Origin of the sequence: Variovorax fucosicus (genome assembly GCF_030316825.1) — a bacterium.
GTDB classification, from domain to species: Bacteria; Pseudomonadota; Gammaproteobacteria; order Burkholderiales; family Burkholderiaceae_C; genus Variovorax; species Variovorax fucosicus.
Genome location: NZ_JASZYU010000003.1, coordinates 596,402 through 622,214, shown reverse-complemented (window position 1 = coordinate 622,214; position 25,813 = coordinate 596,402). Strand labels below are relative to the sequence as shown.

Below are 25,813 nucleotides of genomic sequence, written 5' to 3'. Positions count from 1 at the left end.
AAGAATTCGGTAAACAAACGATCTTTTGGATCGCGCTTTATGCGGACAGGCGCAGCGCGGCTAGGCGTTGCTGGCCGCGAAGTGCGGCGCAGTTTCGACGGCGTCGCCCTGGTAGAAACGCGGAAAGCGGTCGAACTGGCGTTGCGCATCGGAGGCGTCCACGCCTTCCTTCAGCACGGCGCTCGAAAAACCGGTGCGTTCCATCTGCACCAGCTGGTCGATCAGCACGTCGCCGGTGGCGCGGATGTCGCCCTTGAAGCCGAGGCGGCGGCGCAGCAGGAAGGCCTGGCTGTAGGCGCGGCCGTCGGTGAACTTCGGAAAGTTCAGGTCGATGCGCTCGATGTCGGCCAGGCAGACTTCGATCGCCTGCGGATCGGCGTCGTTGGCGAGCTGCAGCACCTTCGGGTCGCCGTCGTCGATGTGGTCTTCGGCCGCCACCAGCTTGAGTGTCTTGTTCATTCGGAAACCTCCGCGCTACGCGCTGCGTTATTCGCCTTGGGAGCGGCGCGGCGGCTCATGCCGTGGCCTCCACCTTGATGCGCGCACCGTTGGCCGAGGCCTTGAACGGGTCGTGGCCGACACGGCGCAGCGTGTCGATGAAGGTCTCGCCGGCATTGCGGGTGTCGCGGTAGGTGCCGAGCACGGCCTCGATCACATCCGGCACTTCGGCCGCCGAGAACGAGGGACCGACCGCCTTGCCGGCCTGCGGCGTGCCGCTGAGCGCGGAGCCGTCGGAGCCGCCGAGCGAGACCTGATACCACTCCTTGCCGTCCTTGTCGACGCCGAGGATGCCGATATGGCCGCTGTGGTGGTGGCCGCAGGAGTTGATGCAGCCGCTGATGTGCAGGTCGATCTCGCCGAGGTCGTCGAGCTCGTCCAGATCCTGGTAGCGCTCGGTGATGGCCTCGGCGATCGGGATCGAGCGCGCATTGGCCAGCGAGCAGAAGTCGCCGCCGGGGCAGGCGATCATGTCGGTCAGCAGGTGCACGTTGGCGCTGGCGAAGCCGGCCTCGCGCGCCGCATACCAGAGCGCATGCAGGTCTTCGGCATGCACCCAGGGCAGCACCACGTTCTGGTCGTGTGTCACGCGAGCTTCGCCGGCCGAGAAGCGGTCGGCCAGCTGCGCGATGGTGTCGAGCTGGTTGGCATCGGCGTCGCCCGGTGCCTGGTGCAGGCGCTTGAACGACAGCGTCACGGCGCGCAGGGCCGGGTTCTTGTGCGGCGCCACGTTGCGCGCCAGCCAGCGCGCGAAGCGCACGTCGTCGGCCGCGTACTTGCGCAGGTCGGCATCGGTCTGCTCGGCGCTTTGCAGCACGCGGGTGGCGAGCTGCGGCGGCACGAAGGAGGCGGCCACGCGGTCGTATTCGGCCTGCGTGATGGTGTGCGGCGCGCCGTCGTGCTCGAGGATCTGCTTGTACTCGGCCTCGACATCGTCGATGTAGCGCTGGCCTTCGGCCTTCACCAGGATCTTGATGCGCGCCTTGTAGATGTTGTCGCGCCGGCCGTAGCGGTTGTAGACCCGGATTACCGCTTCGAGGTAATTCATGATCTGCTGCCAGGGCAGGAACTCGCGCAGCACGGTGCCGATGATCGGCGTGCGGCCCATGCCGCCGCCGACCTGCACGCGAAAGCCGATGTCCCCCGCCTCGTTCTTCACCACGTGCAGACCCACGTCGTGCCAGCCGGTGGCGGCACGGTCCTCTGTGGCGCCGGTGATCGCGATCTTGAACTTGCGCGGCAGGAACGCGAACTCGGGGTGCAGCGTGCTCCATTGCCGCATGATCTCGGCAAAGGGGCGTGGGTCGGCGATCTCGTCGACCGCGATGCCGGCACGCTCGTCGCTCGTGATGTTGCGGATGCAGTTGCCGCTGGTCTGGATGCCGTGCATGTCGACCGAGGCCAGCAGGTCCATCACGTCGGCCGACTTGGCCAGCGGAATCCAGTTGTACTGGACGTTCTGGCGCGTCGAGAAGTGCGCATAGTGCGTCGGCAGCTTCTGCGTGCCGAGCTTGCCCTGGGTCTTGAGGGCGTTTCTGTAGACCTCGGCTTCGGGCTCGTCGTACTCGCGGGCGATCTTCGCCAGCACGCGGATCTGCTTGCTCGACAACTCGCCATACGGCACTGCGACGCGCAGCATCGGCGCATAGCGCTGCACATACCAGCCGTTTTGCAGCCGCAGCGGACGGAACTCGTCTTCGTGCAGCTTGCCGGATTGCCAGCGTTCGAGTTGGTCCCGGAATTGCGCCGCGCGCTGGTGCACGAACTGGCGGTCGAAATCTGTGTATTGGTACATCGTGATAAAGGTTCTGGGGGCGGCGCGTCCGTAGCCAGCCAGGGAGCCGAACTGTAAAAGCGCGCCTTATGGAAGCAAACTATTTTTTGGTTCGCGCCTTATGCGGATAAGCTTATTCACCAGCATCCATGCGGGTTGCGGGGCGGTTGGATGCATATTCTGGATAAGGGGAGAACCCTTGCATCGTGTGCGGATCAGGTGGCCAGCGCCTTGTCGACGATCGCCTGGGCCTCGGTCACGATGCGCTGCAGGTGGTCTTCGCCCTTGAAGCTTTCCACGTAGATCTTGTAGATGCTCTCGGTGCCGGAAGGCCGAGCCGCGAACCAGCCGTTGGCGGCCACCACCTTGATGCCGCCGATCGCTGCGCCGTTGGCCGGCGCGTTCGTCAGCACCTGCTCGATCTTCTCGCCGGCCAGTTCGGTGCTGGTCACCTGCTGCGGCGTGAGCTTCGACAGCCTGGCCTTCTGTTCCGGCGTGGCCGGCGCCTCGACGCGGTCGTAGGCCGGGTTGCCGAAAGCCTGGGTCAACTCCTTGTACAGCTCGCCCGGGTCGCGGTCCATCACCGCGGTGATCTCGGCCGACAGCAGCGCCGGCGCCAGCCCGTCCTTGTCGGTGGTCCACACGGTGCCGTCGCGCCGCAGGAACGACGCCCCCGCGCTTTCCTCGCCGACGAAGCCGAGGCTGCCGTCCATGAGGCCGTTGACGAACCACTTGAAACCGACCGGCACTTCCTGCAGCGGGCGCCCGAGCCGCGCCGCCACCCGGTCGATCATCGAGCTGCTCACCAGCGTCTTGCCGATCGCGGCCTGTGCGCTCCAGTTCGGCCGATGGCGGAACAGGTAGTCGATCATCACGGCGAGATAGTGGTTGGGCTGCATCAGCCCGCCGCTGCGGGTGACGATGCCGTGCCGGTCGTGGTCGGTGTCGCAGCCGAAGGCCACGTCGAAGCGATCCTTCAGGCCGATCAGGTTGCGCATCGCATGGCCCGACGAGGGGTCCATGCGGATGCGGCCGTCCCAGTCGAGCGGCATGAACTGGAAGGTGGCGTCGACCTCTTCGTTGACGACGGTGAGGTTCAGCTTGTACTGCTCGGCGATGCGGGCCCAGTAGTGCACGCCGGCACCGCCGAGCGGATCGGCGCCCATGCGCACGCCGGCCGCGCGGATCGCGTCCATGTCGACCATGCTGGCGAGGTCGGCCACGTAGTGCGTGAGGTAGTCGTGCCGATGCGTGGTGGGAGCGCGCAGCGCCTGCGAATACGGCATGCGCTTCACGCCCTGCAGGCCGGCCTTGATGAGCTCGTTGGCGCGGTTCTCGATCCACTTGGTGACATCGGTGTCGGCCGGCCCGCCGTTCGGCGGGTTGTACTTGAAGCCACCGTCTTCGGGCGGGTTGTGCGAGGGTGTGATCACGATGCCGTCGGCCAGCCCCGCGGTGCGCCCCCGGTTGTAGACCAGGATCGCATGCGAGATGGCGGGCGTGGGCGTGTACTCGTCGCCCGCGGCCAGCATCAGCTCGACGCCGTTGGCGGCCAGCACCTCGATCGCGCTCGCCGCCGCCGGCTCCGACAGCGCGTGCGTGTCGATGCCGAGGAACAGCGGCCCGTCGATGCCCTGCTGCGCGCGGTACTGCGCGATCGCCTGCGAGATCGCCAGCACATGCCATTCGTTGAAGGCGGCGTTGAATGCCGAGCCGCGGTGGCCCGAAGTGCCGAAGGCCACGCGCTGCGCAGCGGCCTCGGGATCCGGCACCTGCGCGTAGTAGGCGGTGACGAGGCGAGGCAGGTTTGCCCGCATCGATGCGGGTGCGGGCTGGCCGGCGAGGGGGCTGTCTGCCATGGTGGGGTCTCCCTGGGTGGAATGGTTCAGGCTGCGGCCCGCAGCGACGCCAGGTCGTGGCGGGCCAGATCGCCGATGGCCTCGATTGTCACGTCGGCCGGCGGCAACGACTGGACGACCTGCGCATCGAATGCGTAGTGGCCCTGGCGCACGAACACGGTGGTGAGTCGGCTGCCGAGCACCGCCTTCATGGCGGTCAGGATGCGCAGCTTGTCGTCGACCATCACATAGTGCTGCGCGGGGTGGCAGCGCTGCAGGTCGTCGAGCATCAGTTCTTTGTGGATATAGATCAGCACGCGGCCCTCGACCACGTGCCAGAGACCCGAGCGCTGCACCTTGCGCGGCTGGAACACCACGTCGCCATCGGACAGGATCACGGTCGGGCCCGATTGCCGCGCATGCGCGAGCGCCTGCAGCGCGCCGGGGTACACACGGTCGGCGAACGGGTAGTCGATCAGGAAGGCCGACATCAGCAGCAGCCGCGGGTCGTTCAACGCATCGAGCCGGTAACGCTGCAGCGCGCCGAGGTAGTCGACATAGCCGAGCTCGACGCGCAGCTCCTCGAGGATCGCCCAGTAGCGGTCGGCGGCGGCCGGCCCGAACGCGCTGGCCAGGTGTGCCGCGAGGTCGGCGCGCACGCCGTCGTTGTCGAGCAGCGTGTTGTCGACATCGAACAGGAAGACGGTCTCGGGGATGGCTGCCATGGCCAGAGGTTAACGGGGCTCCGTTGGAAGCCCGCCAGCATAGGCGCCTGCCGTGAACCTTGCTGGCGGATCAGTCCGCCGGCCACCAGCTGCGCGCGGTGACGCTCAGCACGCGTGCGGCTTGCAGCGCGATCGATTCACTCGCGGCATCGCGCGGCGAGAGCTGGAAAGGGCGGACACCGCTGTTCGCCACGCTTTGGCGAAGGGGAAAGGGAATCACCAGCGAGCGCGCCGGCACCGGGGTGGAAAGCTGCATGACAGGCGCCTCGTGTTCTTTTTGGAAGGCAGCCAATGGTACCTGTATATCCATACAGTTATCGGCAAAATTTCTGCGGGCTTCCATGACGCCAAAGTAGCGAGCAAGTGGCGTGCCCGCCATCGCGCTTTGGGCGTATTCAGGACGAAATGCGTCGCACCTGCACCGTCGCGACCATGCCCTCGTAGGCCTCGGCATCCCCGAACCAACTGCCGGAGATCGGCGCCGCCTGCGACGGGTCGCGCGCCACGCCGACGCGGATCAACTGACTGCCGCCCATGATGTTGTTGGTCGGGTCATAGGCCACCCAGCCGGCGCCTGGCAGGTAGGCGTGCAGCCAGGCGTGGGTAGAGCCGGCGCCGACCGTCGCCGCACCTGCGTCCTTGACATCCTTCGCGGCCTTCGGCCGGGCCGTGGTGTCGAGCGCGGCGTCATACAGGTAGCCGGAGACGAAGCGCGTTGCGACGCCGAGGCGCCGCGCCGCTTCCATCATCAGCAATGCGTAGTCGCGGCAGCTGCCGCTGCCGAGGTTCAGCGTTTCGAGCGGGCTCTGCGTGCCTTCCTCGTCGCGCGCCTGGTACTTCAGGCTCTTGCCGATGTGCGCATTCATGCGCGCAAGCACCTCCCGGGTGCTGTTGGGCTCGTCGCTGTACAGAAACTGGTGCGCCCAGCGGATCAGCGTGCCGTCCGGGTCGGGGTGGTGCGGACGCAGATAGTGTTCGAGGTCGAGCCGATCCTGGATCGAATAGGCAAACGGCAAAAATTCGGCGGCGGGGTCGATCTCGAGCAGCAGGTCTTCCGACGGCGGCACCTGTTCGATGGTGAAGGAGCACACCACCTTGAGCTCGGTCGCCTTGCCCATCGGCTGCACCAGTGCGACCGAGTTGGAATGCGGATCCTGGATCAGCCGCACGTTCGCGGTCGGGCTCACCTGCAGGTCGGTTGCCAGCACGCGCAGGTCGTGGCTGTCGCGCGGGCGAAACATGACGCGGTGCAGCCCGAAGCTCACGGGCCGCTTGTAGCGGTAGACGGTGGTGTGTTTGATGTCGTAGCGGATGGCCATGGCGGATTCTCCCCGTTCCCTGCGTCAGAGACGGCGCGTGTCGAGCGACCTGGCGAGCGCAGCCGGCAGCGGCAGCGGTTCGCCATGCCAGTGCGCCGCCAGCAATTCGGCGCAGAGCGCAGCAAACGTCAGGCCGCGCGAGCCGAGCGCGGTGCAGACCCAGAGGCCGGGCTGATTCGGCGCCGGCCCCACCAGCGGCCGGCGGTCGCCGGAGGCGCATCGGACGCCGACCCATGGCGCGGCGGCATCGAACGCGGCGGCCAGCAGTGCGGCCGCGTCCGGATGCAGGCGCGCGAGTCGTTCGCGGTTGGCGGCGGTATCGGCGGCTCGCGGCGTGGTGTCGATGCTGTCGCGGTCGAAGGTGGCGCCGCTGAGCCATAGCGCGCCGTCGCTATCAGGCACTTGCGCGACGAGGTGGCCGTCGCCGTTGACGGGCGCCTGCGGCAACGCGGAATTCGATGCCACACGGCCCCATTCGACCTGCCCGCGGACAGGCTGCAGCGGCAGCGACGCAGCAAAGCGGCCGCTTTCGAAGCCGGCAGCAACCACGACGCGATCCGCATCGCCCAGCAGTGTGTCGTCGGCCCCGAACAGCTGCCAGCCTGCACCGGAAGGCACGATCCGGGCGACCTCGCAGCCCGCCTGCAGCCGGATACCTGGTTGCGCCAGCCACGCGTCGACCAGTGCGCGCGGTCGCACCCAGCCCGCACGCCGGTGCCATATCGCTGCGGTGTCGGCAGGCAATTGCGCCGACGCAAGCTGTCCGGCATCGGCTGGCCATGACAGGTTCGGCCCTTCCGAAGTCCAGGCTGGCGGCAGACGCAGGTCGCCATCGGGCCGGCGTTCGATCACACCGCTCGCGCGCCAGTCGCGGCCTTCGGCCAGCAACACCGCGAGTTGCTGCCAGGTCGCGCGGATGCCGGCGCGCGTCAGGCGCGAGAGCAGGGCGTCGTCCGGCGAAACATGCGGGGCCAGCACGCCGACCGGCAGGCCGGAAGCCCCTGCGGCCGGCCGGTCGGCGCGATCGAACACATCGACCTGCCAGCCGCGCCGCGCCAGGCTCGCCGCCACGGCCGCACCGGCCAGGCCGGCACCGATCACCGCGCAGCGCCCCGGCGCGATGCGTTCAGCTGCCGGAGCGCGGCGCCGCGGCGTCCACGCGGGGTCGAACACGCCGCGCAGGCAATCGCGCTTGGGCGGCAGGCCGGGCGCCTTGCGCACCTGGAAGCCGCATTGCGTCAAGGCATCGCGCACGGCCCGCGCGATGGTCCAGGTAGCAATGCCGGTACCGCGCCGCGCAAAGCGCGAGACGCTCTTGAGCGTGTCCGGCGACCACATCACAGGGTTGCGATCGGGGCTGAAGCCGTCCAGAAAAATGCTGTCCGCCTCGAAGCGCTGGGCGCGCAGCATGGCCTGCACGTCGCCCACGCACAGCGTCAGCAGCACGCGGCCATCGTCGAAGCAGAAGCGGTGAAAGCCGGGTAGCAGCTCGAGCCATTGCTCCGCCAGCAGCTCGGCCAGCTCGCGCAGCTCCGGGTAAGCCGCCGCGGCGCGCAGCAGGTCGTCAAGCGCGACCGGATGCGCCTCGATCGAAACAAAGTGCAGCATCCATGGCCGCGCCGGATCGGCCCGCCAGGCCTGCCAGGTTGTCAGAAAATTGAGGCCAAAACCGAATCCGGTTTCGAGAATCAGCCATTGCGGCTGTCCGGCCCACGCCTCGCGCAGGTTGCACCCGCCCAGGAACACGTGCCGCGACTGCGCCAGCGCGCCGGTTTCGGTGTGGTAGATGTCGCCGAAGCGGGCACTGCGCGGCACGCCATCGGCGCGCCAATCCACTGGCTCAACCATGGGATGGACCTGCTTCGTGAAACACCGCGGAACCGGCTTTGCCGGGCCGCCGGTGTTGCCCCCGGCGAGGGGGTTGGCGAAGCGACACGAAGTGCGCGAAGACTGGGGGTGAGCCTAGTTGGTTGGGGGAACGTAGCCCTGGGCCACGTCGGCGCCGTCGCCGAAGAAATGCTTTTCCATCTGGCGCTTGAGGTATTCGCGGGCGCGCTGGTCGGCCAGGTTCAGGCGGTTCTCGTTCACCAGCATGGTCTGCTGCTTGAGCCAGGCGGCCCAGGCTTCCTTGCTCACGTTCTCCCACAAGCGCTTGCCGAGCTCGCCGGGATAGGGGGGGAAATCGAGGCCTTCGGCTTCTTTGCCGAGCTTCACGCACTGAACCATTCGCGTCATCTGGGGTTGCCTTTAGTTAGTTTGGCTATTTAGAACTTAGAAAACGGTAGTTCCAGTTATTGAGAGGGGCTTCCAGAATCCACAGCTTCTTACTGCAGATTGCTTTTCGAAAGACCCCCATGAGCCTTCGCCGCGACTTTATCAAGCTTTCCCTCGGTGCCACCCTGGGTGCCGGCATGGCCCTGACAGCACTGCCGTCGTTCGCACAGACCATCAACCTGCTGAACGTGTCGTACGACCCGACGCGGGAGCTTTACGTCGACTACAACAAGGCCTTCGCGGCCTACTGGAAGGGCAAGACCGGCCAGGACGTGGTGATCCGGCAGTCGCATGGCGGCTCGGGCAAGCAGGCCCGCTCGATCATCGACGGCCTCGATGCCGACGTGGCCACGCTGGCGCTGGCCGGCGACGTCGATGCACTGCACAACAACGGCAATTGGATCCCGGCCGATTGGCAGAAGCGCCTGCCGCTCGGCGCGGCGCCGTACACATCAACCATCGTGCTGGTGGTGCGTGCCGGCAACCCGAAGGGCATCAAGGACTGGGACGACCTGGCCAAGCCCGGCGTAAGCGTGATCACACCCAACCCCAAGACCTCGGGCGGTGCGCGCTGGAACTACCTCGCAGCCTGGGAGTACGCCAAGCGCAAGTACGGCGGCGACGACAAGGCGCGCGACTTCGTGCGCAAGGTCTACGGCAATGTGCCCGTGCTCGACACCGGCGCCCGCGGCTCGACCATCACCTTCGCGCAGCGCGCCCAGGGTGACGTGCTGATCGCCTGGGAAAACGAGGCCTATCTGCTCGAGAAGGAGTTCGGCAACAAGGTCGACTTCGTGTACCCGAGCCTGAGCATCCTGGCCCAGCCGCCCGTGACGGTGGTCGACAAGAACGTCGACAAGAAGGGCACCCGTGCCGTGGCCGAGGAATATCTCAAGTACCTCTACAGCGAAGAGGCGCAGGACATCATCGGCAAGCATTTCTACCGCCCGACCTCCGCCAAGGCGCAGGCCAAGTACGCCAAGCAGTTGCCCAAGCTGCCGCTGTTCACAATCGACGAAGCCTTCGGCGGCTGGGCCAAGGCCGACAAGGCGCACTTCGCCGACGGCGGCTCGTTCGACCAGATCTACACGGCGAAGCTGAAGTAAGCCGTGACCGTTCTCCTTATTTCCGGCAGCCCGTCGGCGCCGTCCCGCTCGACCGCGCTGCTCGAGGCGGTGGGCGAGCGGCTCGCACGCCGCGGCGCCCGCGTCGAACGCGTGGCCGTGCGCGAATTGCCGGCACAGCCCCTACTGCTGGCCGAGTGGGCCCATCCGGCCATCGCGCAGGCCATCGAGAAGGTGGCGCAGGCGCGCGTGGTGGTGGTGGCCACGCCGGTCTACAAGGCCGCCTACAGCGGTGTGGTGAAGGTTTTCCTGGATCTGCTCTCGCAAGGCGCGCTCAAGGGCAAGACGGTGCTGCCGCTGGCCACCGGTGGCAGCCCGCACCACATGCTGGCGCTGGATTACGCCTTGCGGCCGGTGCTGCAGGCGCTGTCGGCGCGGCACATCCTGCCGGGCGTGTATGCCACCGACGCGCAGATCAGCCTGACGCCCGACGGCGCCTACCGTGTGCATGACGATCTTTCGCTCCGGCTCGACGAGGCCGCCGAAACGCTCGCGGCCGAGGGGCTGAAGCTGCCGGCCACGCACGGCTTCGAACCGGTGCATTTCTCGCGCGTGCGATGTAGCGTCTGAGCGCCGGCAGCCTGCCCGCCACCGCCGCTCGCCGAGCGGCATAGATCCCCCATTCCTGTTCGTTCCGCTTTTCGCCGCCACTGTGCGGTGCGGGACAACGCACGCCTGAAAGACCTTGCCATGACCCGTATCCAGATTTCACGCCGACGCCTGATCCAGGGCGCCGCCGGTGCCATTGCCTTGCCTTCGCTGGGCGTCCTGGCGCAAACGCCGCGCACCTTGCGCGTTGGCAACCAGAAGGGCGCGTTGAGCGTGCTCAAGGGCCGCGGCACGCTCGAGAAGCGCCTCGCGCCGCTCGGCGTGTCGGTCACCTGGACGGAGTTCAACGCCGGCCCCGTTCAGCTCGAAGCACTGAACGTCGGCTCCATCGACTTCGGCGATGTGGGCGAGGCGCCACCGATCTTCGCCCAGGCCGCCGGCGCGCCACTGGCCTATGTGGCCGCGACCGTGCCGCGCCCGGCTGCCGAGGCGGTGCTGGTGCCGAAAGACTCCGCGATCCGGAGCGTGGCCGATCTCAAGGGCAAGAAGATCGCGCTCAACAAGGGTTCCAACGTTCATTACTTCATCGTCAAGCTGGCCGAGAAAGCCGGGCTGCGCTACAGCGACCTGAGCGTGGTGTTCCTCGCACCGGCCGATGCGCGTGCCGCATTCGAGAAGGGCTCCATCGACGCCTGGGTGATCTGGGATCCGTTCCTCGCCGCCGCCGAACTCGCGCTCGGCGCGCGCGTGCTGGCCGACGGCCGTGGCGTGGTCGGCAACCGCGGCTACTACTTCTCGTCGCTGCCCTATGTGGCGAAGAACGCCGACGTGCTCAAGCTCGTGGTCGAAGAGATCGACAAGCTCGACCAGTGGGCCGTGGCGAACAAGAGCGCCTATGCCGGTGAACTCGCCACGCTGTGGGGCTTGCCCAAGCCGGTGGCCGACCTGTCGGTGAGCCGCGCGGCCTACGGTACCGGGCCGATCACCAAGGCGATCCTCGGCGAGCAGCAGCGGATTGCCGACACCTTTTTCGAGCTCAAGCTCATCCCGAAAAAGATCAACCTGCTCGAAGCAGCAGGCGCGGGGGTGGCGTGAAGCGCAGGAACCTTCTTCAACTGCTCGCGGTGACGGCGGGCGCGTGGAATGTCGGTGGCCCGATTGCACTGGCGCAGCCGGTGGCTGCCAAGCCGGCTCTGCCCTTGCAGCAGCTTCGCATCGGCTACCAGAAGGCCGCTGCCAACCTCGTGATCGTCAAGCAGTCGGGCTGGCTCGAAAAGCGCTATCCGGCCGCGAAGATCGCCTGGATCGAGTTCCCGGCAGGCCCGCAATTGCTGGAGGCACTGGCCGTGGGCAGCCTGGAGTTCGGCCTCACGGGCGACTCGCCGCCGGTCTTCGCACAGGCGGCCGGCAAGGATCTGGTCTACGTCGGCGCAGAGCCCTCCAAACCCGACAGCTCGGCCATCCTGGTGCCCAAGGACTCGCCGCTGCGCACGCTGGCCGACCTGCGCGGCAAGAAGGTCGCGCTGCAGAAGGGCTCCAGCGCCCACTACCTGCTGGTGCGCGCGGTCGAGAAGGGTGGGCTGAAGTGGAGCGACATCCAGCCGATCTACCTGACGCCGGCCGACGCACGCGCTGCCTTCGAGCGCAAGAGCGTGGACGCCTGGGCGATCTGGGATCCGTTCTATGCCGCGATCGAGCTGGCCATCCAGCCGCGCGTGCTCAGCAACGGGCGCGGCCTTTCGGGCAACAACTCGTTCTACCTGGCCTCGCGCGCGTTCGCCGATTCGCATGGCGGAGTGATCACCGCGCTGTTCGAGGAACTTACGCGCGCCGACCGGCTGGTGCAGCAGGACCGCGCCGGCGCGATCAAGCTCATCGCCGATTTCAGCGGACTGGATGCCGGCGTCGTAAGCCTTTTTCTGCAACGCCGTCCGCCGTCGCCGGTCGGCCCGATCCGGGACACGACGGTGCGTGACCAGCAACGCGTGGCCGATGCCTTTCACCAGCTCGGGCTCATTCCCAAGCCTGTCGACGTAGCGCAAGCGGTCTGGCGACCGGCCCAACCCTGAGGAGTCTCTTCGATGAATGTTTTCTGGTTTCTTCCCACGCATGGCGACAGCCGTTACCTGGGCACCGCCGAGGGCGCACGGCAAGTGGATCTGGCCTACCTGCAGCAGATTGCGGGCGCCGCCGACCGGCTCGGCTACGAGGGCGTGCTGATCCCGACGGGGCGCTCCTGCGAAGACCCGTGGGTCATCGCGTCGAGCCTGATCGGTGCGACGACCCGGCTCAAGTTCCTGGTGGCGGTGCGGCCGGGCCTGCACCAGCCGAGCCTGGCCGCGCGCATGGCGGCGACCTTCGACCGGCTCTCGGGCGGGCGCCTGCTGGTGAACCTCGTGACTGGTGGCGACCAGGCCGAGCTCGAAGGCGACGGCGTGTTCCTCGACCATGCGTCGCGCTACGAACAGTCGGCCGAGTTCATCCGCATCTGGCGCGAGATCATCTCGCGCAGCCATGATGGCCAGGCCTTCGACTACGACGGCAAGCACCTGAGCGTGAAGGGCGCCAAGCTGCTGTTTCCGCCGGTGCAGACGCCGTATCCGCCGGTGTACTTCGGCGGCTCTTCGGAAGCGGCGCACGAACTGGCAGCCGAACAGGTCGATACCTATCTCACCTGGGGCGAGCCGTCGGCCGAGGTGGCGAAGAAGGTTGCGGATGTGCGGGCGCGCGCGGCGCGCAAGGGGCGCACCGTCCAGTTCGGCATCCGCCTGCACGTGATCGTTCGCGAAACGGAAGACGCTGCGTGGCAGGCAGCCGAAGACCTGATCAGCCGTGTCAACGACGACACCGTGATCCGCGCCCAGGCCGCGTTCGCACGCATGGATTCCGAAGGGCAGCGTCGCATGGCTGCGCTGCATGCGGGTGGCACGAAGCGCACGCGTGCCGACCTGGAAATTGCACCCAACCTCTGGGCCGGTGTCGGCCTGGTGCGCGGCGGCGCGGGCACGGCGCTGGTCGGCGACCCGAAGACCGTGGCGGCGCGCATCGAGGAATACGCGGCGCTCGGCCTCGACAACTTCATTCTCTCGGGCTACCCGCACCTTGAAGAGGCCTACCGCTTTGCGGAGCTGGTGTTCCCGCTGCTGTCCCTCGGCGCGCGCAAGCAACTCGCCGGCGGCTCGCTGAGTGGCCCATTCGGCGAAGTCGTCGCCAACCTCGACGCGCCCTCGCGCCTTCATTCGCAAAGCTAAAGATGTCGCACACCCCCAGTCTTCGCGCACTTCGTGTCGCTGCGCCAACCCCCTTGCAGGGGGCAACACCTGCGGCCCGGCAGAGCCGGTTCCGCGGTGTTTCTGGTCTTTTGGGCTCCTTCGTGCCATGGCTCGTACCGGTCACGTTGATCGTTGCCTGGCAGATCGCCTCGTCGCTTGGCTGGCTTTCGACACGGGTGCTGCCGGCGCCGGTGGATGTGGTCAAGGCCGCCTGGACCCTCACCGTGTCGGGCGAGCTGTGGACGCATGTGAAGGTGAGCGCGGGCAGGGCGCTGGCCGGCCTCGCCATCGGCGGCGGGCTGGGCCTGGCGCTCGGGCTGCTCACCGGCTCGGTCAGGTTCTTCGAAACACTGCTCGACTCGACCATCCAGATGGTGCGCAACATCCCGGCGCTGGCGCTGATTCCGCTGGTGATCCTGTGGTTCGGCATCGACGAGACGGCCAAGCTGTTCCTCATCAGCGTGTCGGTGTTCTTCCCGATCTACCTCAACACCTTTCACGGCATCCGCAACGTCGATCCGCAGCTCATCGAGATGGGTCGCACCTACGGCCTCAGCCGCTGGCAGCTCTACAAGGAAGTGATCCTGCCGGGCGCGCTGTCGTCGATCCTGGTCGGCCTGCGCTTCTCGCTCGGCCTCATGTGGGTGATCCTGATCGTGGCGGAAACCATTTCGGCCCAGGCCGGCATCGGCTACCTCACGATGAACGCCCGCGAGTTCCTGCAGACCGACATCGTGCTCGTGGGCATCCTGCTCTACGCGCTGCTCGGCAAGCTGGCCGACCTGTTCGCACGCGGACTGGAGCGCTGGTGGCTGCGCTGGCACCCCGGCTACCAGAAGCGCACAGCCTGAACGAAGGAACACCCATGACCGAACCCACATCCATCATCGGCGGCGTCAAGCTCGAAGCGCGCGGTTTGCACAAGTACTACGGCGAGCGCGAGGTGCTGCGCAACACGCAGCTCACCATCGAGCCGGGCCAGTTCATCGCGATCGTCGGGCGCAGCGGCTGCGGCAAGAGCACCTTGCTGCGGCTGATCGCGGGCCTCGAAGAGGCTTCCGACGGCGCGCTCTACATCGACGGCCGGCCGATCGACGGCCTGCACGACGACACGCGGATCATGTTCCAGGAGGCACGCCTGCTGCCCTGGCGCCGCGTGCGCGACAACGTCACGCTCGGACTGCCGGCCGCGGCGCGCCATCGTGGCAGCGAGGTGCTGGCCCAGGTCGGCCTGGCCGACCGCGAGAACGAGTGGCCGGCGCGCCTCTCGGGCGGGCAGCGCCAGCGCGTGTCGCTGGCCCGCGCGCTGGTGCACCACCCGCGGCTGCTGCTGCTCGACGAGCCGCTGGGTGCGCTCGACGCGCTCACGCGCATCGAGATGCACCGGCTGATCGAAGACCTGTGGCAACGCCACCGCTTCACCGCGCTGCTGGTAACGCACGACGTGCAGGAAGCCGTGGCGCTGGCCGACCGCGTGATCCTGATCGAGGACGGCCGCATCGCGCTCGACGAAAACATCGCACTGGCACGGCCGCGCTCGCAGGGCGACCCGGCGTTCGCAGCGATCGAAAAACGCATCCTCGACCGGGTGCTGCAGAAGCCCGAGCCGCAAGACGCGGAGCCCGCCAACGACACGCGCTGGACAGACGGCCCTGCACACGTCCTGCGCTGGGCGCTGTAGGAGCTCGCGCCCAGTCTTCGCGCACTTCGTGTCGCTGCGCCAACCCCCTACCGGGGGCGATACCGGCGGCCCGGCTGAGCCGGTTCCGCGGTATCCCTGGCAATGCGGGACCCATCCCTTTTTCACTGATCCTTTTCTTTTTCTTTTTTACTCAGGAGTTCACCATGTCCATTCAAGCCATCAACGTCCGCAACCAGTTCAAGGGCAAGGTCAAGGAAATCATCCGCGGCGACGTCGTGTCCGAAGTCGATGTCGAAACCGCCTGGGGCATCGTCACCTCGGTCATCACCACGCGCTCGGTCGACGAGCTGCAACTCAAGCCCGGCTCCGACGTGGTCGCACTGGTGAAGTCGACCGAAGTCTCGATCGCCAAGCTCTGAGTTGCAGCCAACGGTTGCGGCGCCGCACGGCGCGCGGCGCCTGCTGCGTTATTCGGCCGTGATGTTGGCCTTCTTCACGATGCGCGCATAGCGCTCGACCTCCGTGCGCAGGAACTGCGCCGAGGCCTCCGGCGTCATCGGACTGATGATGTTGCCCTGCTTGCCCATCGCCTCCACGGCTTCGGGCATCGCAAACGCAGCGACCACGGCCGCATGCAGGCGCTTGACCTCGGCAGCCGGCAGCTTGGCGGGGCCGATCACCGCGAACCAGCCGGCCACGTCGAACTCCGGGAAGCCCTGCTCGGCGATCGTCGGCAAGTCGGGCAAGGCCGGCACGCGGGCCTTGCCCATCACGCCGATCGCGCGCAGCGCGCCGCTCTTGAGATGGCCCTGTGCTGCAGGCAGGGCTACCACGCCCATTTCGACCTGGCCGCCAATGATGTCGGCCACCATCGGGCCGGTGCCCTTGTACGGAATGTGCCGCACGTTGACGCCCGCAGCGTCCATGAACATGGCACCGGCCAGGTGGATGATGGTGCCGTTGCCGGACGATGCGTAGTTGTAGGTGTCGGGCTTGGCCTTCAGCATCGCCTGCAGTTCCTTCGCGTTCTTTGCGGGCACCTTGGCCGGGTTCACCACCAGCAACAGCGGCGTGGCGCCGACCACCGAAATTGGCGTGATGTCGGCGATGGCATCGAACGGCATCTTGGCGAACACGCTCGGATTGACCGCGTGGTTGTTCGACACGACACCAACGGTCAGGCCGTCCGCGGGCGCCTTGACCAGCGCGCTGGTGCCCGTGATGCCACCGGCACCTGGCAGGTTCTCGATCACCACGGGCTGGCCGCCCAGTGCCTTGGTCAGCGAGGGCGCCACGGCACGCATGATGGTGTCGACGCCGGATCCGGCACTGATCGGCAGGATCACGCGCAGCGGCTTGTCGGATGCGCGGGCCGCGCTGGCGCCGAGTGCGCCCAGCACGAAGGAGGTGGCGAGGAACGCGGTCATGCCGCGGCGCTGGATGCTGTGGGTGGCGAGTTTCATTTTTTGTCTCCTGGGCTTTTCGGGATGGATACGGGGTCAGGCGGCGACCGGCCGGGCCAGTCCGGCCAGCACCTCGTCGGTGTGCTGGCCGACGCGGGGCAATGGCTGCCGCACGCCCGGGCGGCGGCCGCCCATCAGGAGCGGCAGCAGCACGACGTCGGTGGTGCCGCCGTCGTCGGTCTCCATCGGCACGAGGCCGCCGCTGGCCCGGAGATGCGGATCGTCGAGCAGCTGGTCGGGCCGCATGATCGGGGCGTAGGGGATGCCCGCCGCCTCGAGCTTGGGCGAAAGCTCGTCGACGCGATGGTGCGCAAGGATCTCGCCCAGGCGCTGCAGCAGGGCCGGCCGAACCGCGACGCGCTTCGCGTTGTCGGCCAGCGAAGGATCGGCGGCGAGGTCGGGCGCTTCGATCACGCGGCACAGGGTCAGAAACTGCTTGTCGCTGACTGCGCCGATGAAGAGCTGTTCGCCATCGGCGAGCGTGAACACGTCGTACACGCTCCAGGCCGACACGCGCGAGGGCATCGGTGGCGCCGGCTCGCCGGTCATGGCGCATTGCTGCATGTGCTGCGACGAGAGGAACACGCAGTTCTCGAACAGCGCGCTCTGCACCTCCTGCCCGCGGCCCGTGAGTTCGCGTTCGCGCAGCGCGGCCAGCACGCCGATGGCGCCGAACATGCCACCCATGATGTCGTTGACCGAGGTGCCCGCGCGCAGCGGGCGCCCGACGGGGCCGGTCATGTACGACAGCCCGCCCATCATCTGCACCACCTCGTCGAGCGCGAGCCGCTTTTCGTAGGGGCCGGGCAGGAAGCCCTTGTGCGTGACGTAGATCAGGCGCGGGAATTTCTTCGACAGCGTTTCGTGGTCGAGCCCGAAGCTCGCCATCAGGCCCGGACGGAAGTTCTCCAGCACCACATCGCACTGGCCTGCCAATTCGGTTGCGGTGGCGCGGCCTTCTTCGGTCGCAATGTCGATCACCACGCTCTTCTTGTTGCGGTTGAAAGAGCGGAAGAAGCCGATGCCCAGCCCGGGCAGCTTGCGCGTCTTGTCGCCGCCGGGCGGCTCGACCTTGATGACCTCGGCGCCGAGATCGGCCAGGATCATGCCGCAGGTCGGACCCATGACCATGTGGGTGAATTCGAGGACGCGCACGCCTGCCAGCGGCAGGGGGGCTTCGCGGTGGGCGCCGGCGAGGGGAGGTGTGTTTGACATGAAGGCTTTCAGGCGGTGAGCGCAGCGGATGAAGAGACGGGAAAGGTCTTGGGCAGGCCGGCCTGCCAGAGCGCGCCGTGCAGCGTCTCGCCCTTGAGCCATTCCGCGACGCGCGCACGCAGCGCCAGCAGTTGCGCGATGTCGATGCCAGTCGCGATGCCCATGCTGCCGAGCATGTAGGCCAGGTCTTCGGTCGAGACGTTGCCGCTCGCGCCGGGTGCGTGCGGGCAGCCGCCGATGCCGGCCAGGCAGGCGTCGAAGCGGGCCACGCCGACTTCGAGCGCGGCGTACACGTTGGCCAGGCCAAGGCCGCGGGTGTCGTGGAAGTGGCCGCACCAGAAACGGTCGCCAGCGATCTGCAGGGCTTCTTCGAACAGCTCGCGCACCATGGCCGGATCGGCATAGCCGACGGTGTCGGCCAGGCTCACGCGGTCGGCGCCGGCGTCGAGCAGGGCCTGCATCAGGCGCAGCACTTCGCGCTTGTCCACATCGCCTTGCAGCGTGCAGCCGAAGGCGGTGCCGACGCCGCCTTCGATCAGCGTCTTGCTGCCGGCGGCATCGCGCGCGGCGCGAATCTTCGCGACCTCTGCCACCACGTCGTCGGGGGTCTTGCGCAGGTTGGCCAGGCTGTGCGCATGGCTGGCCGAGAGCGGCACGATCATCAGGTCGGCCTGGGCGGCGAGGGCGCTTTCGGCGCCGCGCAGGTTGGGCACCAGCACGGAGACGAAGAGGCCGGGCAGCGTCTTCGCAAAGGCCACGAGTTCGGCCGTGTCGGCCAGTTGCGGCAGCAGCCGTGCCGGCACGAAAGAGCCGACCTCGATCTCGCGCTGGCCGGCGGCATGGGCCGCGCGGATCCACTCGCGCTTGTGTTCGGTGGGGAGGATCGTTGCAATGCTTTGCAGGCCGTCGCGCAATCCGACTTCGCGGATCACGGCGGCACCGGGCAGGCGGTGGCTGGCGGGGTTCATGGTCTTGTCTCCTGGAAGCTGCACTTTAGAGATTCCCAATTCGATGTAAAAGCGGTAATCTGGAATGCCTGACGTTCCAATCCGGAACGTTAAAATCCGTGGATCCATGCGCGACCTCGACCTCACCTCCCTGCGCCTGTTCGTTAGCGTCTGCGAAAGCCGCAACATCGCCCGCGCCGGCGAACAGCACCACATCGTGGCCTCGGCCATCAGCAAGCGCCTCGCGCAGCTCGAAGCCGTGGTCGGCAACACGCTGCTGGAGCGGCGTCGGCGCGGCGTGGTGCCCACGGCGGCCGGCGAAATCCTGCTGGAGCACGCGCGTGCCATGCTGGCCGGCGCGGATCGCGTGGCGCGCGACATGGCGGCTTACGGCAAGGGCATCAAGGGGCAGGTGAGGGTGCTGGCCTCGGTGTCGTCCATCGCCGAGTTCCTGCCCGACGACATCGCAGACTTCCTGCAGGTGCCTGCGCACCGCGACATCCGCATCGACATCGAAGAGGCGGTGAGCCGCGACCTGGTGCGCGGCATCCGCGAGGGCATTGCGCCGCTCGGCATCTGCTGGGATGCGGCCGACCTGGAAGGCCTGCAGACGCGCAGCTACCGGCGCGACCAGCTCGCCATCATTGCCCACCCATCGCACCCGATTGCCCGCCTGAAACGTTGTTCGTTCGAGCAGACGCTGCCGTTCGACCATGTGGGGTTGCCGGCACCCACGGCGGTGCACACGATGCTGGCGCGTGCGGCCGCCATCATCGGCAGCCCGGTCAATTACCGGGCGGTGGTCAGCACCTTCGACGCATCGATCCGCTGCGTGCGCGCCAGGCTGGGCATCGCGGTGGTGCCGCGCGAGGTGGCGGAGCCGGTGGCCGCGAGCTTCGGCGTGAAGGTGCTGCCGCTCACCGACAAATGGGCACAGCGGCGCTTTGCGATCTGCTTCCACGACGAGAAGAAGCTGTCGCCCGCCGCGCGGATGCTGGTGGCGCACCTGGAGGCTGTGGCGGCCGGCACGCGCTAGGCAACGGATGGCGTGATCAGTCGGGGACGCGGATGACGATGCGGCCCGTGGTGCGCCGGTTCTCGACGTGCTCGTGGGCCTGGGCGGTCTGCTCGAGCGGATAGACCTTGTCGATCGTGAAGCCAGGCCAGCCGGACGAGAACAGCGCCTCCACCTCGCTCGCGGCCGCGAACTTGGCCTCAATGGGGAAATCGTCGCTGCCCAGGAAAAAGACGCGCACGTTCTGGAAGACCAGTGGCCAGAACGGGATGCTCGGCGTCGGCTGCCCGGTGGCATAGGCGGCAATCGAACCACCGACAGCGAGCACCTCGGCGTCGATCTCGACATTGGCGTCGAAGGCCACCTCGACCACGTGATCCACGCCGGCCGGTGCCAGCTTGCGCAGGGCCTGAACGATGGTCTCGCCGCCGAGGCCGGCGACGCACAGTACCTCGTGGGCTCCGGCACTGCGGGCCTTCACCACGTCGTCGGGCGAGCGAACCACCGCGATGACCTGCGCGCCGGCCAGGCGCGCCCAGCCGATCGCGCACAAGCCGACCGTGCCTGCTCCCCCCTGCACGAGCACCGTGCGGCCTGCAACGGAGCCGAACGCATGCACGGCCCGATGCGCCGTGATGACGGGAATGCCAAGGCACGCCCCTTGGTCGAAGGACACACCTTCGGGCAGCGCCACGGCCTGCGCCGCGGGAACCACGGCGTATTGGGCAGCGGTGCCGAAGGGGCGGTAGCTCTGCGCGCCGAAGCACCACACGCGTTCCCCGATACGCGACGCGGGAACGCCCGTGCCCACGCGATCGATGACGCCGGCGCCGTCGCTATGGGGGATGACGCGCGGGAACGGCATGCCGACGCCGAAGGCGTCCTGGCGCTTCTTCACGTCGCCGGGGTTGATGCCCGATGCATGGAGGCGGATGCGAACCTCACCCACCGCAGGCTCGGGGTCGGGCATGGTGCCGAGCACCATGACGTCGCGCGCCGACCCTTGTCTTTCGTACCAGATTGCTTGCATGGCGGGCTCGGCGTCAAGGATGCGGCAGGCCGCCGATTTGCTGCATCAACCCCAACAGGTCGGGCTGGCCGACCTCGGAGACGATCTTGCCTCGCGAGAGGCGGTAGATGTTCAACGCCTGCACGGCGATCTTCTTCCCCGTGGGCGGCACGCCGAAGAACGGGCCACGATGGGTGCCTCGCATCGTGTAGCGCGCCGCGATGATGTCGCCTTCGATCACCGTTTCCTCCAGCGTCCACTGGATGTCCGGGAATCCGCTGCGCATCATCCCGATGATCTCCAGGTAGCCGGCAGGCCCGTGCACCGGTTGAGCGCGACCCGGCACGTGGAAGACGGCATCGGGGGAGACCAGCTCGGTGGACATCCCGGGATCGGCCGTGTTGATGAAGTCGACGAACCGTTTCATGAACTGCCGGTTCGCGTCGGAGGTCGCTCGTCGTTGGGCTTGCATGGGTATCGCTTCGGTGGTGTTGTTGGTCGGCAGAAAATCGATCTTCGAGTTTCGGGCGTCGCCACCACCCGTGGGCGATCAAATTCAGTAGGCCGATGGTGAATATCGGACAATCTCCGAATGCGGAAACAGGCGAAGGCGGTTCAGATCGAGCGCGTCGGGTACCGGCCGAACACGCGCCAGGCCCTCGACCTCGAGGTCTTCACGATGTCCGATCTGCGGCAACGTGTGAGCGCGGCCCATCTTCGGCGCCACCACCGTTACGACTTCCACATGTTTGTCTGCGTCAGTCGAGGCAGCTGCCGCGCCATAGTGGATTTCGGCCAGATCGAATGCCGGACCGGTTCGGTGCTTATGGTGCGGCCGGCGCAGGTGCACCGCTTTGACATCGAGAGCCGCTGGGACGGGTGGATCCTGCTCTTTCGTCCCGAGCTGCTGCAGGTCGGCCAGGAGGATGGTGCGCATTCCGCCGTCGACCTCGTCGAGGCCCTCCCTGCGCACTTGGCTCTGCAGAGGCAGGCAAGGCGCTGCGTGGGCGAGGCGCTGGCGCGCATGCAGGCGGACTGTCGCCTCGATGCCGAGCGGCCGCTGCTGCAGAGGTTGCTGCAGAGCGAGCTGGTCGCACTCGTGACGCGCCTGCACGTCGTCCATCAAGGGCAGCAGCGCCCGGCTGGCGGATCTCAGCCCGTGCCGGAACGTTTCCGTAGATTCAGGCGGCTGGTGGAGACGCACTTTCAGGAGTGGCACCATGTCTCGCGCTATGCGCAGGCGATGGCGTGCTCGGAGCGCACGCTCTCACGCGCCTGCGGCGATGCGGCCGGCGTGGCGCCCAAGGCCTTCATCGCCCTTCGCATCGCGTTGGAAGCCAAGCGGCTGCTCGTGCACACGGAACTGCCTGTCGCCGCCGTTGGCGCGCGGGTGGGCTTTGACCAGGCGACCAACTTCGTCAAGTTCTTCCGCGGTGCCGAGGGGTGCACGCCCGGCGAATTCCGCAGGCGACAGGCGGGGGTCTTGCAGGATTGAGTCGGCGGCGCTGCGAACGATTGCAGCAGGCCATCGAGGGCGCCGTATTGATCGCATAAGGCCCGCCATGGCAAGGCCGCTCGAACAGTGCGATGCTTCGCGCATCCGAACTGAGACGAGAGGCAAGGTATGGCGGGTTTCCAGGTTGACGAGATCGTTACCTCGCTGCAGCAGGTGCGGCGCGAGTGGCGCGAGGGGCAGCAGCGGGCCCAGGAGGGCGGTGAACGCGAATTGCCGTCGCGCGACGTCATGGCCGAGGTGGTGGAGTCGCTCACCGGCGCGCTGTTTCCGATGCGGCTCGGGCCGACCGATCTGCGCCAGGAAAGCGAAGACTTCTATGTCGCCCACACGCTCGATGCGGCGCTGCACCACCTGTTTGCGCAGGCCACGCTCGAACTGCGGCACGAGCGGCGCCGCACGGCGGCCGAGCTGGCCGAACTGAGCGCCGACGCGCAGCAGCGCGTGCGAGCCTTCGCCGAGGCGTTGCCGGGCATTCGCCGACTGCTCGACACCGACGTGATGGCCGCGTTCCATGGCGACCCGGCTGCGCGCAGCGTCGACGAGGTGCTGCTGTGCTATCCCGGTGTGCTGGCGATGATCCACCACCGCATGGCACACCAGCTCTACAAGCTGGGCCTCACGTTGCTGGCGCGCATCGTGGCCGAGCGCGCGCACGCACAGACCGGCATCGACATCCATCCGGGCGCACAGATCGGCGCCGGCTTCTTCATCGACCACGGCACGGGCGTGGTGATCGGCGAGACGGCCGTCATCGGCGAGCGCGTGCGGCTCTACCAGGCCGTGACGCTCGGCGCCAAGCGCTTTCCGATCGACAGCGACGGCCATCCCAAGAAGGGGCTGCCGCGGCATCCGGTGCTGGAAGACGAGGTGGTGATCTACGCAGGCGCGACCATCCTCGGGCGCGTGACCATCGGGAAGGGCGCGACCATCGGCGGCAACGTGTGGGTCACGCAGGACGTGCCGGCCGGCTGCAGCGTCACGCAGGCGCTGTCGCGCGAGCTTGCGCGCGACATGGCGGCCCCGGCGAAGTAGCCGCCGGAGACATACTCTGGCCCTGCCGTTGTCGTTGTTGTTTTGAAAGATTGCGCATGAATACCCCCTTCAATCCAGCCACCGTGCTGGCCGTGGACCCCGCCACCGACCACGCCCGCGGCCCGGCCGCAGCCCGTGTCACGCTGGTCGAGTACGGCGACTTCGAGTGCCCGTCGTGTCGGCAGGCGCATTCGGCGCTGAAGATCCTGTTGGCGCACTACGGCGAGCAGGTGCGCTTCGTGTTCCGGCACTTCCCGCTGCGCGAAGTGCATCCGCATGCAGAGCTGGCGGCCGAGGCGGCCGAAGCAGCCGCCGCGCAGCACAGGTTCTGGCCGTTCTACGAGCTGCTGTTCGCCCATCAATTGCAGCTCGACGAGAAACACGTGCTTCGCTACGCCGAAGAGGCCGGCCTCGACATGGCGCGCTTCACCAACGAAATGCGCGACCACGTCTATCTGCAGCGCGTGCAGGAGCAGCTCGAAAGTGGGCGCCGCCTCGGCGTGCGCGGCACGCCGGCCTTCTATGTCAACGGCGACTTCTGCGACGTGTCGTTCGGCGTGAACCACCTGCACACCGTGATCGACAAGGCGCTGGGCCAATGAGCGAGGCACCCCCCACACAAGACTGCGACGTGCTGGTGATCGGCGGCGGTCCGGCCGGCTCCACCATCGCCGCCCTGCTGGCCCAGCAGGGGCGCGACGTGGTGCTGGTCGAGAAGGCGCACCACCCGCGTTTTCATATCGGCGAATCTCTGCTGCCGGCCAACGTGGAACTGTTCGAGCGCCTCGGCGTGCGCGACCAGGTCGATCGCATCGGCATGCCCAAGTTCGGCATCGAATTCGTTTCGCCCGAGCACGAACACACCAGCGCGGTGGAGTTTGCCGACGCCTGGAACAAGACCATGCCCTCGGCCTGGCAGGTGCGCCGCTCCGAGCTCGACGAGATGTTGTTTCGCAACGCGGCCACGCGCGGGGCACGCACGCTCGAGGGTTGCCGCGTGCGCGATGTGGCTTTCGACGCCGAGGGCGCCACGGTTCAGGCCGAACTGGACGACGGCGCACGCCGAAGCTGGCGCACGCGCTTCGTGGTCGACGCGACCGGCCGCGACACGCTGCTGGCCAACAAGCTGCGCAGCAAGCACAAGAACCCCGACCACAACAGCACCGCGCTGTTCGGCCATTTCACGAACGCCGAACGGCTCAAGGGCAAGCTCGAAGGCAACATCAGCATCTGCTGGTTCGCGCATGGCTGGTTCTGGTTCATTCCGCTGGCCGACGGCACCACCAGTGTCGGTGCGGTGTGCTGGCCCTACTACCTGAAGACGCGCGACAAGCCGATGAAGGAGTTCTTTGCCGACACCATCGCGCTGTGCCCCGAACTGGCGCGCCGGCTCGAAAAGGCCACGCTGGTCGACGACGCGGTGCATGCCACCGGCAACTTTGCCTACAGCAGCGACCACGCGAGCGGCGACCGCTACCTGATGCTGGGCGACGCGTTCACCTTCATCGACCCGATGTTCTCGTCGGGCGTATACCTCGCCATGCACAGCGCCTTCGATGGCGCCGACGTGGTGGCCACCCGGCTCGACCGGCCGGCCGAAGCCGACAAGGCACGCGCGGCCTTCGAGGCCATGATGCGCAAGGGGCCGCGCGAGTATTCGTGGTTCATCTACCGCGTGACCAACCCGACCATCCGCGACATGTTCATGTACCCGATCAACCCGCTGCGCGTGAAAGAGGCGCTGATGTCGCTGCTGGCCGGCGACATCTTCGGCGGCACGCCGTACTGGGGCCGGTTGCGGGTGTTCAAGATGCTGTACTACGGCATTTCCATCGCCAACCTGCGCCGCACCATCGCCGGCTGGAAACAGCACCGCGCCAACATCCGCGACATCGGCAAGCTGCAGGACGAAACCATTCAGCCCACCCCCTGACCCCACCGCAACGGAGATCCCATGAGCACCACCTACAGAATCGGCGTCGTGATCGGCAGTATCCGCAAGGACTCGTTCAACCGAAAGCTCGCGCTCGCGCTGGCAGCGCTGGCGCCCGAGGGTTTCATCTTCGAGCACCTGCGCATCGACGATCTCCCGCTCTACAACCAGGACGACGACGGCAACCAGGCGGCCCCGGTCAAGCGGCTGAAGACCGAGATCGCGGCCTGCCAGGGCCTGCTGTTCGTCACGCCCGAATACAACCGCTCGATGCCCGGTGTGCTGAAGAACGCGATCGACCATGCTTCGCGTCCCTACGGCCAGAGCGCCTGGGCCGGCAAGCCGGCCGGCGTGATCGGTATCTCGGTCGGCGCCATCGGCACCGCGCTGGCGCAGCAGCACCTGCGCAACGTGCTGGCCTACCTGGACGTGCCGACGCTGGGCCAGCCCGAAGCCTTCGTTCAGGTCAAGGACGACCTGTTCGACGACAAGGGCCACATCGGCAACGCGGGCACGAAGAAGTTCCTGCAAGGCTGGGTCGACAAGTACGTGGCCTGGATCAAGACGCACAACGCTTGACTCGCCAGCTGTCCGGTGGTGGCCTGCTGCGTGCGCTAGCGCACAGAAGGTAAGCCGGGTTTTGCGCACACTGCGGATTCCAACCAGCC

At 67.4% G+C, this 25,813-nt stretch carries 27 protein-coding genes; 14 read left to right on the top strand and 13 right to left on the bottom strand.

Going from position 1 to position 25,813, the window contains the following annotated elements; genetic code table 11:
- Positions 1 to 60: 60 nt before the first annotated feature.
- From QTI05_RS20410 to QTI05_RS20375, 8 genes are all read right to left on the bottom strand, one after another.
- Entirely contained in the window at positions 61 to 459 is a 399-nt protein-coding gene (locus QTI05_RS20410) for a DUF934 domain-containing protein (protein WP_286544688.1), read from the bottom strand.
- A gap of 55 nt (positions 460 to 514) precedes the next feature.
- A complete protein-coding gene (locus tag QTI05_RS20405; protein ID WP_286620589.1) occupies positions 515 to 2,293 on the bottom strand; it encodes a nitrite/sulfite reductase in 1,779 nt (592 codons plus the stop codon).
- 194 nt (positions 2,294 to 2,487) lie between these two features.
- Positions 2,488 to 4,131: a phosphoglucomutase (alpha-D-glucose-1,6-bisphosphate-dependent) gene (pgm, locus tag QTI05_RS20400; RefSeq protein ID WP_286620588.1), complete on the bottom strand. Its 1,644-nt coding sequence runs from the start codon at positions 4,129 to 4,131 to the stop codon at positions 2,488 to 2,490.
- 26 nt (positions 4,132 to 4,157) lie between these two features.
- On the bottom strand, positions 4,158 to 4,835 hold the full coding sequence (locus QTI05_RS20395; RefSeq protein ID WP_286620586.1) for an HAD family hydrolase: 678 nt from the start codon (positions 4,833 to 4,835) through the stop codon (positions 4,158 to 4,160).
- Positions 4,836 to 4,905: 70 nt separating this feature from the next.
- Positions 4,906 to 5,214 (bottom strand): hypothetical protein, encoded by a 309-nt coding sequence (locus QTI05_RS20390; RefSeq protein WP_286657846.1) that lies wholly within the window; start codon positions 5,212 to 5,214, stop codon positions 4,906 to 4,908.
- Between the two features lie 16 nt (positions 5,215 to 5,230).
- Positions 5,231 to 6,154 carry a transglutaminase family protein gene (locus tag QTI05_RS20385; RefSeq protein WP_286620584.1) on the bottom strand — a complete coding sequence of 308 codons (924 nt, stop codon included), beginning with the start codon at positions 6,152 to 6,154 and terminating at the stop codon, positions 5,231 to 5,233.
- A 24-nt stretch (positions 6,155 to 6,178) separates the two neighbouring features.
- Complete coding sequence (gene mnmC, locus QTI05_RS20380) at positions 6,179 to 8,002, bottom strand: bifunctional tRNA (5-methylaminomethyl-2-thiouridine)(34)-methyltransferase MnmC2/FAD-dependent 5-carboxymethylaminomethyl-2-thiouridine(34) oxidoreductase MnmC1 (RefSeq protein ID WP_286620583.1); 1,824 nt, start codon at positions 8,000 to 8,002, stop codon at positions 6,179 to 6,181.
- Positions 8,003 to 8,116: 114 nt separating this feature from the next.
- Positions 8,117 to 8,389 (bottom strand): oxidative damage protection protein, encoded by a 273-nt coding sequence (locus tag QTI05_RS20375; protein ID WP_286544674.1) that lies wholly within the window; start codon positions 8,387 to 8,389, stop codon positions 8,117 to 8,119.
- A 119-nt stretch (positions 8,390 to 8,508) separates the two neighbouring features.
- On the opposite strand from QTI05_RS20375, the gene QTI05_RS20370 reads away from it, so the two are divergent.
- From QTI05_RS20370 to QTI05_RS20335, 8 genes are all read left to right on the top strand, one after another.
- Entirely contained in the window at positions 8,509 to 9,534 is a 1,026-nt protein-coding gene (locus QTI05_RS20370) for a sulfate ABC transporter substrate-binding protein (protein WP_286544672.1), read from the top strand.
- A 3-nt stretch (positions 9,535 to 9,537) separates the two neighbouring features.
- Positions 9,538 to 10,122: an NADPH-dependent FMN reductase gene (gene ssuE / locus QTI05_RS20365; RefSeq protein WP_286620581.1), complete on the top strand. Its 585-nt coding sequence runs from the start codon at positions 9,538 to 9,540 to the stop codon at positions 10,120 to 10,122.
- A 120-nt stretch (positions 10,123 to 10,242) separates the two neighbouring features.
- Positions 10,243 to 11,196 carry a sulfonate ABC transporter substrate-binding protein gene (locus QTI05_RS20360; RefSeq protein WP_286544668.1) on the top strand — a complete coding sequence of 318 codons (954 nt, stop codon included), beginning with the start codon at positions 10,243 to 10,245 and terminating at the stop codon, positions 11,194 to 11,196.
- Entirely contained in the window at positions 11,193 to 12,170 is a 978-nt protein-coding gene (locus QTI05_RS20355; protein WP_286544666.1) for an aliphatic sulfonate ABC transporter substrate-binding protein, read from the top strand. Before QTI05_RS20360 ends, QTI05_RS20355 begins: the two co-directional genes overlap by 4 nt.
- A gap of 12 nt (positions 12,171 to 12,182) precedes the next feature.
- The gene (gene ssuD / locus QTI05_RS20350) at positions 12,183 to 13,352 is read left to right on the top strand and encodes an FMNH2-dependent alkanesulfonate monooxygenase (RefSeq protein WP_286620579.1); all 1,170 of its coding nucleotides are present in this window, start codon (positions 12,183 to 12,185) and stop codon (positions 13,350 to 13,352) included.
- 53 nt (positions 13,353 to 13,405) lie between these two features.
- Positions 13,406 to 14,224 (top strand): aliphatic sulfonate ABC transporter permease SsuC, encoded by an 819-nt coding sequence (gene ssuC, locus QTI05_RS20345; protein ID WP_444812943.1) that lies wholly within the window; start codon positions 13,406 to 13,408, stop codon positions 14,222 to 14,224.
- Positions 14,225 to 14,238: 14 nt separating this feature from the next.
- Entirely contained in the window at positions 14,239 to 15,054 is an 816-nt protein-coding gene (locus QTI05_RS20340; protein WP_286620574.1) for an ATP-binding cassette domain-containing protein, read from the top strand.
- A 164-nt stretch (positions 15,055 to 15,218) separates the two neighbouring features.
- The gene (locus QTI05_RS20335) at positions 15,219 to 15,434 is read left to right on the top strand and encodes a TOBE domain-containing protein (protein ID WP_286544657.1); all 216 of its coding nucleotides are present in this window, start codon (positions 15,219 to 15,221) and stop codon (positions 15,432 to 15,434) included.
- A gap of 48 nt (positions 15,435 to 15,482) precedes the next feature.
- Here the strand turns inward: QTI05_RS20335 and QTI05_RS20330 are convergent, their stop codons facing one another.
- Genes QTI05_RS20330 through QTI05_RS20320 form a run of 3 tightly spaced genes read right to left on the bottom strand, consistent with a single transcriptional unit; the run spans position 15,483 to position 18,661 of the window.
- Positions 15,483 to 16,478: a tripartite tricarboxylate transporter substrate binding protein gene (locus QTI05_RS20330; RefSeq protein ID WP_444812942.1), complete on the bottom strand. Its 996-nt coding sequence runs from the start codon at positions 16,476 to 16,478 to the stop codon at positions 15,483 to 15,485.
- A gap of 36 nt (positions 16,479 to 16,514) precedes the next feature.
- The gene (locus QTI05_RS20325; protein WP_286620573.1) at positions 16,515 to 17,693 is read right to left on the bottom strand and encodes a CaiB/BaiF CoA transferase family protein; all 1,179 of its coding nucleotides are present in this window, start codon (positions 17,691 to 17,693) and stop codon (positions 16,515 to 16,517) included.
- 8 nt (positions 17,694 to 17,701) lie between these two features.
- Positions 17,702 to 18,661, bottom strand: coding sequence for a hydroxymethylglutaryl-CoA lyase (locus QTI05_RS20320; protein WP_286620572.1), 960 nt, complete (start codon positions 18,659 to 18,661; stop codon positions 17,702 to 17,704).
- A gap of 106 nt (positions 18,662 to 18,767) precedes the next feature.
- Between QTI05_RS20320 and QTI05_RS20315 the strand changes: the two genes are divergently transcribed.
- The gene (locus QTI05_RS20315) at positions 18,768 to 19,676 is read left to right on the top strand and encodes a LysR family transcriptional regulator (RefSeq protein ID WP_286620571.1); all 909 of its coding nucleotides are present in this window, start codon (positions 18,768 to 18,770) and stop codon (positions 19,674 to 19,676) included.
- Between the two features lie 16 nt (positions 19,677 to 19,692).
- On the opposite strand, the gene QTI05_RS20310 is transcribed toward QTI05_RS20315, so the two are convergent.
- A complete protein-coding gene (locus tag QTI05_RS20310) occupies positions 19,693 to 20,685 on the bottom strand; it encodes an NADPH:quinone reductase (RefSeq protein ID WP_286620569.1) in 993 nt (330 codons plus the stop codon).
- A gap of 13 nt (positions 20,686 to 20,698) precedes the next feature.
- A complete protein-coding gene (locus QTI05_RS20305; RefSeq protein ID WP_286620567.1) occupies positions 20,699 to 21,136 on the bottom strand; it encodes an ester cyclase in 438 nt (145 codons plus the stop codon).
- Between the two features lie 120 nt (positions 21,137 to 21,256).
- Between QTI05_RS20305 and QTI05_RS20300 the strand changes: the two genes are divergently transcribed.
- The 5 genes from QTI05_RS20300 to QTI05_RS20280 all read left to right on the top strand — a co-directional run bounded on the left by QTI05_RS20300 (position 21,257) and on the right by QTI05_RS20280 (position 25,724).
- On the top strand, positions 21,257 to 22,159 hold the full coding sequence (locus QTI05_RS20300; RefSeq protein WP_286620566.1) for an AraC family transcriptional regulator: 903 nt from the start codon (positions 21,257 to 21,259) through the stop codon (positions 22,157 to 22,159).
- A gap of 129 nt (positions 22,160 to 22,288) precedes the next feature.
- On the top strand, positions 22,289 to 23,212 hold the full coding sequence (gene epsC, locus QTI05_RS20295; RefSeq protein ID WP_286620565.1) for a serine O-acetyltransferase EpsC: 924 nt from the start codon (positions 22,289 to 22,291) through the stop codon (positions 23,210 to 23,212).
- Between the two features lie 56 nt (positions 23,213 to 23,268).
- Positions 23,269 to 23,814 carry a DsbA family protein gene (locus QTI05_RS20290; protein ID WP_286620564.1) on the top strand — a complete coding sequence of 182 codons (546 nt, stop codon included), beginning with the start codon at positions 23,269 to 23,271 and terminating at the stop codon, positions 23,812 to 23,814.
- A complete protein-coding gene (locus tag QTI05_RS20285) occupies positions 23,811 to 25,145 on the top strand; it encodes an NAD(P)/FAD-dependent oxidoreductase (RefSeq protein ID WP_286544629.1) in 1,335 nt (444 codons plus the stop codon). The genes QTI05_RS20290 and QTI05_RS20285 overlap by 4 nt, the downstream gene beginning before the upstream one ends.
- Positions 25,146 to 25,166: 21 nt before the next feature.
- Entirely contained in the window at positions 25,167 to 25,724 is a 558-nt protein-coding gene (locus tag QTI05_RS20280; protein WP_286620562.1) for an NADPH-dependent FMN reductase, read from the top strand.
- Positions 25,725 to 25,813 lie beyond the last annotated feature (89 nt).

What these genes read in the sequence shown, in the direction of transcription:
- QTI05_RS20385 (WP_286620584.1), bottom strand. Translation starts at nt 6,154, where the DNA reads ATGGCCATCCGCTACGACATCAAACACACCACCGTCTACCGCTACAAG.
- QTI05_RS20330 (WP_444812942.1), bottom strand. Translation starts at nt 16,478, where the DNA reads ATGAAACTCGCCACCCACAGCATCCAGCGCCGCGGCATGACCGCGTTC.
- mnmC (WP_286620583.1), bottom strand. Translation starts at nt 8,002, where the DNA reads ATGGTTGAGCCAGTGGATTGGCGCGCCGATGGCGTGCCGCGCAGTGCC.
- QTI05_RS20325 (WP_286620573.1), bottom strand. Translation starts at nt 17,693, where the DNA reads ATGTCAAACACACCTCCCCTCGCCGGCGCCCACCGCGAAGCCCCCCTG.
- QTI05_RS20390 (WP_286657846.1), bottom strand. Translation starts at nt 5,214, where the DNA reads ATGGCGGGCACGCCACTTGCTCGCTACTTTGGCGTCATGGAAGCCCGC.
- QTI05_RS20375 (WP_286544674.1), bottom strand. Translation starts at nt 8,389, where the DNA reads ATGACGCGAATGGTTCAGTGCGTGAAGCTCGGCAAAGAAGCCGAAGGC.
- QTI05_RS20410 (WP_286544688.1), bottom strand. Translation starts at nt 459, where the DNA reads ATGAACAAGACACTCAAGCTGGTGGCGGCCGAAGACCACATCGACGAC.
- QTI05_RS20300 (WP_286620566.1), top strand. Translation starts at nt 21,257, where the DNA reads ATGCGGAAACAGGCGAAGGCGGTTCAGATCGAGCGCGTCGGGTACCGG.
- QTI05_RS20335 (WP_286544657.1), top strand. Translation starts at nt 15,219, where the DNA reads ATGTCCATTCAAGCCATCAACGTCCGCAACCAGTTCAAGGGCAAGGTC.
- QTI05_RS20405 (WP_286620589.1), bottom strand. Translation starts at nt 2,293, where the DNA reads ATGTACCAATACACAGATTTCGACCGCCAGTTCGTGCACCAGCGCGCG.
- pgm (WP_286620588.1), bottom strand. Translation starts at nt 4,131, where the DNA reads ATGGCAGACAGCCCCCTCGCCGGCCAGCCCGCACCCGCATCGATGCGG.
- epsC (WP_286620565.1), top strand. Translation starts at nt 22,289, where the DNA reads ATGGCGGGTTTCCAGGTTGACGAGATCGTTACCTCGCTGCAGCAGGTG.
- QTI05_RS20315 (WP_286620571.1), top strand. Translation starts at nt 18,768, where the DNA reads ATGCGCGACCTCGACCTCACCTCCCTGCGCCTGTTCGTTAGCGTCTGC.
- QTI05_RS20340 (WP_286620574.1), top strand. Translation starts at nt 14,239, where the DNA reads ATGACCGAACCCACATCCATCATCGGCGGCGTCAAGCTCGAAGCGCGC.
- QTI05_RS20280 (WP_286620562.1), top strand. Translation starts at nt 25,167, where the DNA reads ATGAGCACCACCTACAGAATCGGCGTCGTGATCGGCAGTATCCGCAAG.
- QTI05_RS20290 (WP_286620564.1), top strand. Translation starts at nt 23,269, where the DNA reads ATGAATACCCCCTTCAATCCAGCCACCGTGCTGGCCGTGGACCCCGCC.
- QTI05_RS20305 (WP_286620567.1), bottom strand. Translation starts at nt 21,136, where the DNA reads ATGCAAGCCCAACGACGAGCGACCTCCGACGCGAACCGGCAGTTCATG.
- QTI05_RS20320 (WP_286620572.1), bottom strand. Translation starts at nt 18,661, where the DNA reads ATGAACCCCGCCAGCCACCGCCTGCCCGGTGCCGCCGTGATCCGCGAA.
- QTI05_RS20360 (WP_286544668.1), top strand. Translation starts at nt 10,243, where the DNA reads ATGACCCGTATCCAGATTTCACGCCGACGCCTGATCCAGGGCGCCGCC.
- ssuD (WP_286620579.1), top strand. Translation starts at nt 12,183, where the DNA reads ATGAATGTTTTCTGGTTTCTTCCCACGCATGGCGACAGCCGTTACCTG.
- QTI05_RS20395 (WP_286620586.1), bottom strand. Translation starts at nt 4,835, where the DNA reads ATGGCAGCCATCCCCGAGACCGTCTTCCTGTTCGATGTCGACAACACG.
- QTI05_RS20285 (WP_286544629.1), top strand. Translation starts at nt 23,811, where the DNA reads ATGAGCGAGGCACCCCCCACACAAGACTGCGACGTGCTGGTGATCGGC.
- QTI05_RS20370 (WP_286544672.1), top strand. Translation starts at nt 8,509, where the DNA reads ATGAGCCTTCGCCGCGACTTTATCAAGCTTTCCCTCGGTGCCACCCTG.
- QTI05_RS20310 (WP_286620569.1), bottom strand. Translation starts at nt 20,685, where the DNA reads ATGCAAGCAATCTGGTACGAAAGACAAGGGTCGGCGCGCGACGTCATG.